General features: G+C 72.5%; 11 protein-coding genes. 8 read left to right on the top strand and 3 right to left on the bottom strand.

Annotated features, from left to right (window positions below; genetic code table 11):
• Positions 1-801: 801 nt before the first annotated feature.
• The 3 genes from gcl (at position 802) to AB0N76_RS37460 (ending at position 3909) form a co-directional block, all read left to right on the top strand.
• Complete coding sequence (gene gcl / locus AB0N76_RS37470) at positions 802-2583, top strand: glyoxylate carboligase (RefSeq protein ID WP_363565218.1); 1782 nt, start codon at positions 802-804, stop codon at positions 2581-2583.
• Positions 2584-2701: 118 nt separating this feature from the next.
• Positions 2702-3139, top strand: coding sequence for a pyridoxamine 5'-phosphate oxidase family protein (locus AB0N76_RS37465; RefSeq protein WP_363565216.1), 438 nt, complete (start codon positions 2702-2704; stop codon positions 3137-3139).
• Between the two features lie 164 nt (positions 3140-3303).
• On the top strand, positions 3304-3909 hold the full coding sequence (locus tag AB0N76_RS37460; RefSeq protein WP_363565214.1) for a peptidoglycan-binding protein: 606 nt from the start codon (positions 3304-3306) through the stop codon (positions 3907-3909).
• Positions 3910-3927: 18 nt separating this feature from the next.
• Here AB0N76_RS37460 and AB0N76_RS37455 read toward each other — a convergent pair whose 3' ends face one another.
• On the bottom strand, positions 3928-4599 hold the full coding sequence (locus AB0N76_RS37455) for a hypothetical protein (protein ID WP_363565212.1): 672 nt from the start codon (positions 4597-4599) through the stop codon (positions 3928-3930).
• 206 nt (positions 4600-4805) lie between these two features.
• On the opposite strand from AB0N76_RS37455, the gene AB0N76_RS37450 reads away from it, so the two are divergent.
• Positions 4806-5294 carry a glutathione peroxidase gene (locus AB0N76_RS37450; RefSeq protein WP_363565210.1) on the top strand — a complete coding sequence of 163 codons (489 nt, stop codon included), beginning with the start codon at positions 4806-4808 and terminating at the stop codon, positions 5292-5294.
• A gap of 57 nt (positions 5295-5351) precedes the next feature.
• Here the strand turns inward: AB0N76_RS37450 and AB0N76_RS37445 are convergent, their stop codons facing one another.
• Positions 5352-6278 carry a LysR substrate-binding domain-containing protein gene (locus tag AB0N76_RS37445; RefSeq protein WP_363565208.1) on the bottom strand — a complete coding sequence of 309 codons (927 nt, stop codon included), beginning with the start codon at positions 6276-6278 and terminating at the stop codon, positions 5352-5354.
• Between the two features lie 109 nt (positions 6279-6387).
• Here AB0N76_RS37445 and AB0N76_RS37440 point away from each other — a divergent pair, with 109 nt between their 5' ends.
• Genes AB0N76_RS37440 through AB0N76_RS37430 form a run of 3 tightly spaced genes read left to right on the top strand, consistent with a single transcriptional unit; the run spans position 6388 to position 9769 of the window.
• The gene (locus tag AB0N76_RS37440) at positions 6388-7092 is read left to right on the top strand and encodes a succinate dehydrogenase cytochrome b subunit (RefSeq protein WP_363565206.1); all 705 of its coding nucleotides are present in this window, start codon (positions 6388-6390) and stop codon (positions 7090-7092) included.
• Positions 7089-9035, top strand: coding sequence for a fumarate reductase/succinate dehydrogenase flavoprotein subunit (locus AB0N76_RS37435; protein WP_363565204.1), 1947 nt, complete (start codon positions 7089-7091; stop codon positions 9033-9035). The genes AB0N76_RS37440 and AB0N76_RS37435 overlap by 4 nt, the downstream gene beginning before the upstream one ends.
• On the top strand, positions 9032-9769 hold the full coding sequence (locus AB0N76_RS37430; RefSeq protein WP_363565202.1) for a succinate dehydrogenase/fumarate reductase iron-sulfur subunit: 738 nt from the start codon (positions 9032-9034) through the stop codon (positions 9767-9769). Before AB0N76_RS37435 ends, AB0N76_RS37430 begins: the two co-directional genes overlap by 4 nt.
• Positions 9770-9892: 123 nt before the next feature.
• Here AB0N76_RS37430 and AB0N76_RS37425 read toward each other — a convergent pair whose 3' ends face one another.
• Positions 9893-11470, bottom strand: a complete 1578-nt coding sequence (locus AB0N76_RS37425; protein ID WP_363565200.1) for a PQQ-binding-like beta-propeller repeat protein — start codon at positions 11468-11470, stop codon at positions 9893-9895.
• Between the two features lie 474 nt (positions 11471-11944).
• Between AB0N76_RS37425 and AB0N76_RS37420 the strand changes: the two genes are divergently transcribed.
• A partial coding sequence (locus AB0N76_RS37420) for a hypothetical protein (protein ID WP_363565198.1) occupies positions 11945-12138 on the top strand: 194 nt, incomplete at its 3' end.

The following is a 12138-nucleotide window of genomic DNA, read 5'->3' as shown; positions in this document are numbered from 1 at the left end:
CGGCCGGGCGGGGCGTCGCGGCGGGGGCCGGTGGGCGGGCTCTTGCGCCGCCGGGGCAGGCCGGTCACCGGGTCGCCGCCGTCCGGAGGCGCCCGGCGAGGGGGCACCCGAGGCACCGGCTCAGCGGGCGGGCGAGGGAGCGGCGGGCGAGGGAGCGGTGGACGAGCGGGCGGAGGGCGGTGGAACACCGGGCGGCGGGACGTGCGGGCAGGTCACAGCGTCGAGGCATAGGGAGGTTCCTTCCGCGCACCCGGCACGGCGGGTGCGTTGCTGCTGTCGCTGGCGGTGCGACCGGGAAGCGGGTGACGGGTCGGTCGGGCGCGGTCACGGGGGCGGCGGTTTCCCTCGGTCGGCTGGGGCCGGCCCGGGCGCGCGGTGCGGCCCGGTCCTGCGCGTACGGTGAACAGGACCCGACGGCCGGAGCTCCCCCGCTCCCCGGACGGTCCCAAACCCCCTTGCCGCGACCCGAGTTGAACATGGCAACCATGACGGGTCCGGCGTGCCACCGACGGTACCCAGCACCGCCGCGCGAGCCAACCTCGGACACCAACCCTTCACCGGCGCGGCACACCGGGACCGCTTTCACCCCCGAAATCCGGCCTCCGGGCGGGTACGCACGTTCGCCCGTCGAGCGGATGACCGACACCCGCCCCGGGGGCGCGTTCCGGGTCCCGCCGAACCCCCTTGACGCCCCGACGGCGCCCATCCTACTTTGATTCCGCCTACAGAAACCGTTCTTCCGTATGGTGGAAATCTGGAGATGAGCCCTCCGACCCACTGCGGGCCGACAGGAGAGACCTCATGCCCCGAATGACAGCCGCCCGCGCGGCCGTGGCGATCCTCGAACTCGAAGGCGTCAAGGACGTGTTCGGCGTGCCGGGCGCGGCGATCAACCCGTTCTACGCCGCCCTGGCGGCCTCCGGCGGGATCCGGCACACGCTCGCCCGGCACGTCGAGGGCGCCTCCCACATGGCCGAGGGCTACACCCGGGCCGCGCCCGGGAACATCGGGGTCTGCGTCGGCACCTCCGGCCCGGCGGGCACCGACATGATCACCGGCCTCTACTCGGCCGGCGCCGACTCGATCCCGATCCTGTGCATCACCGGACAGGCCCCGGTCGCCCGGCTCCACAAGGAGGACTTCCAGGCCGTCGACATCGCCGCGATCGCCCGGCCGGTCACCAAGGCCGCCACCACCGTGCTGGAGGCCGCGCAGGTCCCCGGCGTGCTCCAGCAGGCCTTCCACCTGATGCGCTCGGGCCGCCCCGGGCCGGTCCTCGTCGACCTGCCGATCGACGTCCAGCTCACCGAGATCGACTTCGACCCCGAGGCCTACCAGCCGCTGCCGGTCTACCGGCCGGTCGCCAACCGCACCCAGATCGAGAAGGCCGTCGCGCTGCTCCAGCGGTCCGAGCGGCCGCTGATCGTGGCCGGCGGCGGGGTGATCAACGCGGACGCCGCCGACCTGCTGCGGGAGTTCGCCGAACTGACCGGCGTCCCGGTGGTGCCGACCCTGATGGGCTGGGGCACCGTCCCGGACGACCACCCGCTCAACGCCGGCCTGGTCGGCCTGCAGACCTCGCACCGCTACGGCAACGAGACCTTCCTCGCCTCCGACTTCGTGCTCGGCATCGGCAACCGCTGGGCCAACCGGCACACCGGCGGCCTGGAGGTCTACACCCGGGGCCGCACCTTCGTCCACGTGGACATCGAGCCGACCCAGATCGGCCGGATCTTCGCCCCCGCCCTCGGCATCGCCTCCGACGCCGGGGCCGCGCTGGAGCTGTTCGTCGAGGTGGCCCGGGAGCTCCGGGCGGCCGGCACCCTCCGGGACCGGAGCGACTGGGCCGCGTCCGCCCAGGAGCGCCGGGCCCGGCTCCAGCGCCGCACCCACTTCGAGCACGTGCCGATCAAGCCGCAGCGCGTCTACCAGGAGATGAACCGCGCGTTCGGCCCGGAGACCCGGTACGTCACCACGATCGGCCTGTCGCAGATCGCCGGCGCCCAGCTGCTGCACGTCCACCGGCCCCGGCACTGGATCAACTGCGGGCAGGCCGGGCCGCTCGGCTGGACCGTCCCGGCCGCGCTCGGCGTCGCCACCGCCGACCCGCAGGCCCAGGTGGTGGCGCTCTCCGGGGACTACGACTTCCAGTTCATGATCGAGGAGCTGGCGGTCGGCGCCCAGCACCGGATCCCGTACGTCCACGTCCTGGTGAACAACTCCTACCTGGGGCTGATCCGGCAGGCGCAGCGGAGCTTCGGCATCGACTTCCAGGTCAACCTGGAGTTCGAGAACGTCAACGCGCCCGAGCTGGGCGGGTACGGGGTCGACCACGTCCGGGTGGCCGAGGGGCTGGGCTGCAAGGCGATCCGGGTCACCGAGCCGGCCGGGCTGCTGCCGGCCTTCGAGGAGGCCAAGAAGCTGGCCGCCGGGTTCCGGGTGCCGGTCGTGGTCGAGGTGATCCTGGAGCGGGTCACGAACATCTCGATGGCCGCCGCCGACATCGACGGCGTCGTGGAGTGGGAGGAGCTCGCCACGCTCCCGGAGCACGCGCCGACCGCGATCCGGCCGCTGGCGACCTGACCCCGCCCGCGGCCCCGCGTTCGCCCCGGCGACCGTGCGGGTACGTACCAGGGAACGCCCGCGCGCCACCGCGGCGCGCGGGCCTTCCCACCGGGAGGCCGACACCGTGCCCTTCACGATGAGCAGCACCGAGCGCGAGCGCTTCCTGGCCGGCGTGCACGTCGGCGTCCTCGCCGTGGACGGCTCCGGGCCCGCCGCGGCGCCGCTGGCCGTCCCGATCTGGTACGCCTACCGCCCCGGCGGCCTGGTCACCGTGCTGACCGGGCGGGACTCCGTCAAGGCCGGGCGGATCCGGGCGGCCGGCCGCTTCACGCTCTGCGTGCAGCAGGAGCAGCCGCCCTGCCGGTACGTGAGCGTGGCGGGCCCGGTGGTCGCGATCGAGGACCGGATCGATCCGGCCGAGCGCGCCGCGCTGGCCCACCGCTACCTGCCGCCCGCCACCGCCCTGTCCTACCTGGCCGCTACCGCCGAGCAGCTGGTGGCCGACATAGCCGTCCGGATGCGGCCCGAGCGGTGGCTGGGCGCCGACTTCAGCTCGATCGCCGAACGGCTCTAGGAGCCGATCCGGCCGCCGGCCGACGGCTCCCCCACTCCGGTTGCCCCGCCCCCGGCCGTGGCATACGGTCGAATTGATCTCTCCTTCAGCCCCCACCCGCCGAGGCTTCGGCGGGGCGCGAGCCCGCCGTCGCCCGGAGCCCGGAAGTGGAGAGGAGTCCGGCCATGGCCGACACATGGATGCCAGGCGCCATCAGAGCGGATCTCGGCGACCACGCCCCGTACGACCCGGGGTTTCCGGCGAAGGCGATCGCGCACATCACCGCGGACACGGACAAGGCCACCGCCGCGCACCCCATCGATCTGGTGCCGTTCGCCAACCTCAAGAGCTTCTTCACCGCGGACGGCAGGGAGAAGGCACCGCACATCCTGTGGGACCCCTTCACCGGGGCGTTCGCCCAGTTCTTCCCCGCCGACTCCCGGAGCAAGGCCGTCAAGGACCTTGACGGCGGCACCCGCACCAACCGCGCCGGCAAGGTGGTGATCCAGGTCGAGGCGCTCTTCTTCCCCTTCTGCCGCCTCGACGGGAAGGTGTTCGCCAAGCTGACCGACACGCCCTGCAAGGGCTGGGACAAGCTCCACGCGTGGATCCGGTCCTGGGGCGTACCGGACACCTGGCCGATGGGCCGCCCGACCGACTTCACCCCGCATCGCAGCGAGAGCGTCTGGGAGACCGAGGGCGGCTGGTACGCCCACGCCCACGTACCCGAGAACGACCATGTCGATCCCGGGTCGTGGCCGCCGTTCGGCTCCCGCCGAGGAACCGACTGAGGAACCGCCCGGGGAGGGTCAGCCGTCGGCCTGCTGGCCGCGCTGGACGCGCTTGACCCGCTCGGCCTGGAGGTCGGCGAACTGCTTCAGGAACTTGTGGTCGCGCTCGTCCTCGTCGACCTCGATCAGGGCCACCACGGCACCGACCCGCATCATCAGGGTCGTGCTCAGGACCTTGTCCGTCCCCTCGCTCGCATCCTCCTCCTTCTCGAAGGCCTGCGACTGCTCGGCGGCCACCTTGAGGCCGACCTGGCGCGCCTCCTTCTCGTCCTCCGTGAACGAGGACACCATCGCCTCGAAGACGGGCCCGGCGTTCTCCGCCTTGTCGAAGGTCAGCAGGGTGATCCGGGCGTCGTTGGAGGTCTTCGTCTCCGACTTGTACCGGACGGTGCCGCCCAGCTGGAGACCGAGGCAGTCGGCCTTCAGCTTCTTCCGGCAGTTGTTCGACGCCTCGGACTGCGGGATGGCCATCGGCGGCTTCGCTCCGGAGGAGCGCTTCCAGCCCGAGGGGAGATTCGTCTCGCTCACCAACGCGCTGCGAACCTGGTCCGGCTCCGACAGGACCACCTTGGCCTGGAACGCCGACCCCGCGCCGCCGCCGTCGGATCCGCAGGCGGCCGTGCCCAGCGCGAGCGCGGCGATCGTCCCCGCCAGTGCGAGATTCCGCCCGTACCGCTTCGATCCGTCCATGGTGTTGCCCCCGTTTCGTACTTCACCTGAAGATCAGCAGCGGACATCAAACCACATGATCATCGGATATTTCCGACTGGCCACCGCCGCCCCCACCGCCCCTTGGAACACCGGCTCGCCGATGGTGGTTGAGCACATGGGAACGGCTACCGTTCCCGCTGAGCACCGACCGTTGTCACCGACTCCTCCTCCGAAGGGGACCACCCGTGAGCCTGTACGACATCCCGCTGCGCACGCTGTCCGGCGAGGCCGCCTCGCTGGCCGACTACAAGGGCAAGGCGCTGCTGATCGTCAACGTCGCCTCCAAGTGCGGCCTGACCCCGCAGTACGCGGGCCTGGAGCGGCTCCAGGAGCGCTACGCCGAGCGCGGGTTCACCGTGCTGGGCTTCCCCTCGAACCAGTTCGCCGGGCAGGAGCCGGGCAGCGCCGAGGAGATCCAGACCTTCTGCTCCACCACCTACGGCGTGACCTTCCCGCTGTTCGAGAAGACCGACGTGAACGGCGACGACCGGCACCCGCTGTACGCCGCGCTGACCCGTACCGCCGACGCCGAGGGCCAGGCCGGGGACATCAGCTGGAACTTCGAGAAGTTCCTGGTCTCGCCGGACGGCACCGTGGTGGCCCGGATCCGTCCGCGCACCGAGCCGGAGGCGGACGAGGTCATCGCGGCGATCGAGGCCGTGCTGCCCGCCTGACCGCGCCCCGACGGTGGGGGTCCGGGGTGCCCGCCACCCCGGACCCCCGCCGGCTTTCTAGAGCAACAGCCGCGTGCCGGGCGGGAGTTCGCCGTCCCGGGCGGCGTCGCGCAGATGCGCCAGCAGGGTCGCGTGCAGGGCCTCCGCCGCCCGGGTCGGCGGCACCTCGTGGCCGTGCGCGACGGCGATGGTGCGCCCCAGGCCCGGCCCGGCGAACGGGGTCACGGTGAGCCCGGAGCGGGCCGCCACCATGCCGGGCAGCACCGCCGGCCCGAGCCCGGCCCGGACGAAGCCCAGCACCGCGTCCATCTCGCCGCCCTCCACCGCGAACTCCGGCTCGAACCCGGCCGCCCGGCAGGCCGCCAGGGTCGCCTCCCGCAGGTCGTAGCCCTCCCGGAACATCACCAGCGGCCGCCCGCGCAGCTCGGTCACCCGGACCTTGCGACGGGCCCGCCCCTCGGCCGAAGCGGCGACCAACACCAGTTCCTCGTGCAGCAGTTCGGTGACCGCCAGGGCCGGTACGGCCTCCCCGCTCGGCGGGGTGATGACCAGCGCGAGGTCCAGCTCGCCCGCCGCCAGCGAGCGCACCAGATCGCGCGAGCCGCCCTCGCGGACCACCAGCGCCACCCCCGGATAGCGGTCCCGGAAGACCCGCAGCACGTCCGGCACCAGGCTGGTGCACAGACTCGGCGGCGCGCCCAGCCGGACCCGGCCGCGGCGCAGCTGAACGGTCTCCTGGACGGCCAGCCGGGCGCTCTCGGTGTCGGCGATGATCCGCCGGGCGAGCGGCAGCAGGGCGTCCCCGGCGTCGGTGAGGGCGATGTTGCCGCGCGTGCGGTGGAACAGCTCGGCACCCAACTCCCGCTCCAGCGAACGGATCTGCTGCGAGAGGGAGGGCTGGGCGACGTGCGCCGCCTCGGCCGCGCGGGTGAAGTGCCGGGTCTCGGCGACGGCCAGGAAGTAGCGGAGTTGCTGGAGCTGCACCCGGCCAGGATAGGCCGCGCCGCCGGTCCGCCGCGATAGGTCCCGGCTATCGTCACCAGCCGCATCATGTCTTGGACGCACCGTCGCCGCCGTCCCTACCGTGGTTGCCATGACAACCGCGACCCGGACGGCCCGGCAGCCGTCCACCCTGGCGACCCTGTGGCGGTCGACCGTCGGCAAGAAGGCGGTCATGGCCGTCAGCGGACTGGTCATGCTGCTGTACCTGGTCGCCCACATGCTCGGCAACCTCAAGGTCTTCTTCGGCCCGGACGACATCAACGGCTACGCGGCCTGGCTGCGCACCCTCGGGCAACCGTTCCTGGGCCACGAGTGGTTCCTCTGGATCGCCCGGGTGGGCCTGCTCGCCGCCGTCCTGCTGCACGGCGTGGCCGCGTACCAGCTGAGCCGGCGCGACCTCGCCGCCCGGCCGAGCAAGTACGCCCACCAGCGGCGCCGGGCGAGCTACGCGACCCGGACGATGCGCTGGGGCGGGGTGATCCTGGCGCTGTTCATCGTCTGGCACATCCTCGACCTGACCACGCTGACCGTGAACCCCAACGCCGAGCACGGCCGCCCGTACCAGAACATCGTGGCCTCCTTCGGCACCTGGTACGGCTGCGCGATCTACATCGTCGCGATGCTCGCCGTCGGCCTGCACATCCGGCACGGCTTCTGGAGCGCCGCGCAGACCCTGGGCGCCAACAACGCCCGCCGCGACCGCGCGCTGAAGCTCACCGCCGACGGCCTGGCGCTGGTGCTGACCGTGGGCTTCCTGTCCGTCCCCGTGGCCGTGATGACCGGAGTGGTGAAGTGAGCACCTACGCCTCGTACACCGTCGGCGAGCCCGTCGCCGACACCCGGGCCCCCGGCGGGCCGATCGAACAGCGCTGGGACCAGCGGCGGTTCGAGGCCAAGCTGGTCAACCCCGCCAACCGGCGCAAGCACACCGTGATCGTGGTCGGCACCGGCCTGGCCGGCGGCGCGGCCGGCGCCACCCTCGCCGAACAGGGCTACCACGTGGTCCAGTTCTGCTTCCAGGACTCCCCCAGGCGGGCCCACTCGATCGCCGCCCAGGGCGGCATCAACGCGGCCAAGAACTACCGCAACGACGGCGACTCGGTCCGCCGGCTGTTCTACGACACCGTCAAGGGCGGCGACTTCCGCGCCCGCGAGTCCAACGTGCACCGGCTGGCCCAGGTCTCGGTGGAGATCATCGACCAGTGCGTGGCCCAGGGCGTGCCGTTCGCCCGCGAGTACGGCGGGCTGCTGGACACCCGCTCGTTCGGCGGGGTGCAGGTCTCCCGGACCTTCTACGCCCGCGGCCAGACCGGCCAGCAGCTGCTGCTCGGGGCCTACCAGGCGCTGTCCCGGCAGATCGCCGCCGGGAACGTCGAGTTGCACGCCCGCACCGAGATGCTCGACCTGCTGGTGATCGACGGCCGGGCCCGCGGGATCGTCGCCCGCGACCTGGTCACCGGCGAGGTCTCGACGTACACCGCGGACGCCGTGGTGCTGGCCAGCGGCGGCTACGGCAACGTCTTCTACCTCTCCACCAACGCCAAGAACTCCAACGCCACGGCCGTCTGGCGGGCGCACCGGCGCGGCGCCTACTTCGCCAACCCGTGCTTCACCCAGATCCACCCGACCTGCATCCCGCGCTCCGGCGACCACCAGTCCAAGCTCACCCTGATGAGCGAGTCGCTGCGCAACGACGGCCGGATCTGGGTGCCCAAGGCCGAGGGCGACACCCGGCCGCCGGCCGAGATCCCGGAGCACGAGCGGGACTACTACCTGGAGCGGATCTACCCGTCGTTCGGCAACCTGGTGCCGCGCGACATCGCCTCCCGGGCCGCCAAGAACGTCTGCGACGAGGGCCGCGGCGTCGGCCCCGGCGGGCAGGGCGTCTACCTGGACTTCGCCGACGCCATCCGCCGGCTCGGCCGGGACGCCGTCGAGGCCAGGTACGGCAACCTGTTCGAGATGTACGAACGGATCACCGCCGAGGACCCGTACCGGGTGCCGATGCGGATCTACCCCGCGATCCACTACACGATGGGCGGGCTCTGGGTCGACTACGACCTGCAGACCACCCTGCCCGGGCTGTTCGCGATCGGCGAGGCCAACTTCTCCGACCACGGCGCCAACCGGCTCGGCGCCAGCGCGCTGATGCAGGGCCTGGCCGACGGCTACTTCGTGCTGCCACCGGTGCTCAACGACTACCTGGCCCGCGAGCGGCTGCCCGCCGTCCCGGCCGACCACGCCGAGATCGCCGAGGTCGAGGCCGAGGTCACCGACCGGCTGAACCTCATCCTCGCGGTGGACGGCGACCGCACCCCCGACTCCTTCCACCGCGAGCTCGGCGAACTGCTCTGGGACGAGTGCGGGATGGCCCGCGACGAGGCCGGGCTGCGCCGCGCGCTGGCCCGGATCCCGGAGCTGCGCGAGGAGTTCTGGCGCCGGATCAAGGTGCCCGGCACCGGGCAGGAGCTCAACCAGTCGCTGGAGAAGGCCAACCGGCTGGTCGACTACTTCGAACTGGCCGAACTGATGTGCCTGGACGCGCTGCACCGCGCCGAGTCCTGCGGCGGCCACTTCCGCACCGAGAGCCAGACGCCCGACGGCGAGGCCGCCCGCCGGGACGAGACCTACTCCTACGCCGCCGCCTGGGAGTTCACCGGCACCGGAACGGCGCCCGTCCTGCACCGCGAGCACCTCGAATTCGAGCACGTCCACCCCACCCAGCGGAGCTACGCGTGAACCTCACCCTTCGGATCTGGCGCCAGGCGGGCCCCGACACGCCCGGCTCGATGACCACCTACCGGGTCGGCGGGATCAGCCCGGACATGTCCTTCCTGGAGATGCTCGACACCCTCAACGAGGAGCTGATCACCCGCGGCGACACGCCCGTCGCCTTCGACCACGACTGCCGCGAGGGCATCTGCGGCGCCTGCGGCATGGTCATCAACGGCCAGGCGCACGGCCCCGAGCGGACCACCACCTGCCAGCTGCACATGCGGCACTTCCGGGACGGCGACACCATCGACGTCGAGCCCTGGCGGGCGGCGGCCTTCCCGGTGGTCAAGGACCTGGTGGTGGACCGCTCCGCGTTCGACCGGATCATCGGCTCCGGCGGCTACATCACCGCCCCCACCGGCAGCGCGCCCGACGCGCACGCCACGCCCGTCCCCAAGGAGGCCGCCGACACCGCGTTCGAGCACGCCGAGTGCATCGGCTGCGGGGCCTGCGTCGCCGCCTGCCCGAACGGCTCGGCGATGCTGTTCACCTCCGCCAAGGTGGTCCACCTCAACGTGCTGCCGCAGGGCGCGCCGGAGCGCAAGTCCCGGGTGCGGAACATGGTGGCCGCGATGGACGCCGAGGGCTTCGGCGGCTGCACCAACACCGGCGAGTGCGCCACCGCCTGCCCCAAGGGCATCCCGCTGCCGAGCATCGCCGCGATGAACCGCGAGTTCCTGCGCGGTTCGCTCGGCTAGCCCGTGCCCGCTCGGCTAACTCGTGCCCGCTCGGCCGGCCCGTGCCGGGGCGCAGGACGCGGGCGGGCCCGACCGCCGACCGGTCGGGCCCGCCCCGGCACGGCCGGCGGCCTCCTGGAGCTCCTACTGGCTGCCGAAGGCCACCAGGTGGCCGTCCCTGGTCCCGATGTAGACCCGGCCGCCGTCAACCGCGGGGACGACGAACTTGGCCGCCGTGCCGATCGGGAAGGACCGGCGCAGGTGCAGGGTGCCGTTGACGGGCACCGCGTCGTAGACGCGGAGCTCGCCGCCGACGCCACCGGCCCCGGAGCCGGACCAGACCGCCCAGACCAGCGCGGAGTTGGGGTTGGTGCCGTTGGAGGTGACCACCGGGGATCCGGAGCCGTAGCCGAAGCCCTCGTTGCTGGTGCCCGCACTGGTCAGGGTCGGGACGCCGGCGCCGTTCAGCCCGAACTTCAGCGCGCGCATCGGGGAGCGGCCGTTGCCGGTGTCGGTGGCCACCGTGTAGACGTAGCCGCCGCCACCGCCGAAAACGGCGGGATGGCCCCAGACGCCCTCGAAGGGCCCGGCCATGCTCACCGGATTGTCCGTGCCGTTCGGGCCCTGGCCCATGCCGCCCAGGTTGTCCCGGTCCAGCAGGAAAACCCGGCCGTCCTTGCCCACCTCGACCAGCAGGTGCGGGTGCTCGGCACTGCCGAAGCCGTTCGGCAGGGCGACCGGGCCGCCCGAACCGAGGTCGGTGTCGTTGGTGTCCAAGGTCCGGTTGTCGGTCGGACTGAAGAAGTCCCTGGCGCTGAGGCTGCCGTCGCTGTTCACGCCGAGCCGGACCACCGACTCGCCGAGGTGGCCGGGCGGCCGGTTGCCGGGGCCGGGACTCGGCGAGGCGCCCGTGCCGGCGCCGTTGCCGGTGGTGAGGAAGATCCGGCCGGAGCCGTCCGAGACCAGCCCGCCGCCGCTGTGCCAGATGCCGGCCTCCTGGGTGTCCGAGCCGGCCTCGGCGGACCACAGGGTGAGCTTGCGGGTGCCGATGTTCACGCCGACCACCTGACCGACGTACGGGCCGCTGTCGCAGTAGGAGGCGAAGGCGGCGTACACCGCGCCGTTCATCAGCAACAGGCCGGGGCGCTGCGCGGCGGTGAAGGCGTTGAACGGGTGGCCGGGGCTGTTGGTCGGCGTGCCCTGGATGGTCACCGGCCAGCCCGCGCGCTCGGCGCCCGTGGAGGCGCTCAGCGCGTGGAGGTACCAGTGCGGGTGCTGGACGTCCGGCCCGTCGTCGACCTTGCTGGTGAGGTAGACGGTGTTGGACGACGGGTCGTACACCGGAGTGGAGGTGATCCCGGTGTACGAGGCCGGGTCGTTGCAGTGGACGGACGAGGTGGGCCAGGCCCGGCCGACCTGGCGGGTCCAGTTGGTCTTCCCGGTGACGTGGTCGATGCCGTAGACGTAGTTGTTCTCGGTCGCGACGACCACGTTCGTGCCGGTGACCAGCGGCTGGGCCAGCACCGCCCCGTTCACCGGGGTGGACCAGCGGCGCCCGAAGCCCGCGGCGGACACCTGGGCGGGCGACAGGTCCGGCTCGTTCGAGTCCCAGCCGGTGCGCTTGTTGTTGAACGAGACGGTGCTCTCGACGGCCTGCGCCGGCGTCGCGAACCCGAACAGCAGCAGGCCCGCCGCGGCCGCCGCTCCCGCCTTCAGCCGCAACAGCGCTCGCCCCCTCCTTCCTCTCCTGCCGCGCCGGTGTGTCGGTGAACTGAGTAGCGTCATGTGCTCCGCCCTGGTCTCCGGTGTGCCTGGACGTCGAGGTCCGGCCGGGGGCCCATTGTGAGGACAATCCATCGGATCCACGGGGATCTGCGGCGCGACGCGGCAGCGACGTGCTGCGACTGACTCCCAATGGACCGAAGCGGGGCGCGCGTGGTGCTCGTGCGCGCCCCGCTTCTTCGACGGTTCGTCAGGATCGGTGCTGACTCCGCGGATTTCGCGCTACCGTGGTCCCCGCTGAGGAGGGGTGCATATGCCCGAGGTTCAGTCCTGCTCCGCATGCAGCGGGTCCGGGGGGACCCAGAAGACCGAGGCCACGGTCGAACTGGACGAGGAAGGGAGCATGGTGCCGAAGATCCACGTCTTCTGGTCGCCATGCGGTCGGTGCCACGGAGCCGGGACGGTGGTCGTCGGATGAGGCTGGTCTTCGAATGCGTCGAGTGCGGCAGCCATTACCTGCCGCCGGAGGCGATGGTGTACCCCGACGGGCCGGCCTCGTCGATCTGGTGCACGCGCTGCCAGACGGCGAAGCGGGCGGCGGGGGTGCGCGAGGACCCACTGCTGGCCCGGGTCGCGCTCGCGGCCGCACCGGCCGCCGCCCGCGCGGC

Source organism: Kitasatospora sp. NPDC093806, assembly GCF_040683335.1.
Lineage (GTDB): Bacteria > Actinomycetota > Actinomycetes > Streptomycetales > Streptomycetaceae > Kitasatospora.
The sequence above is the reverse complement of the archived record's forward strand: the minus strand, read 5'-3'. Positions and strand labels throughout refer to the sequence as shown.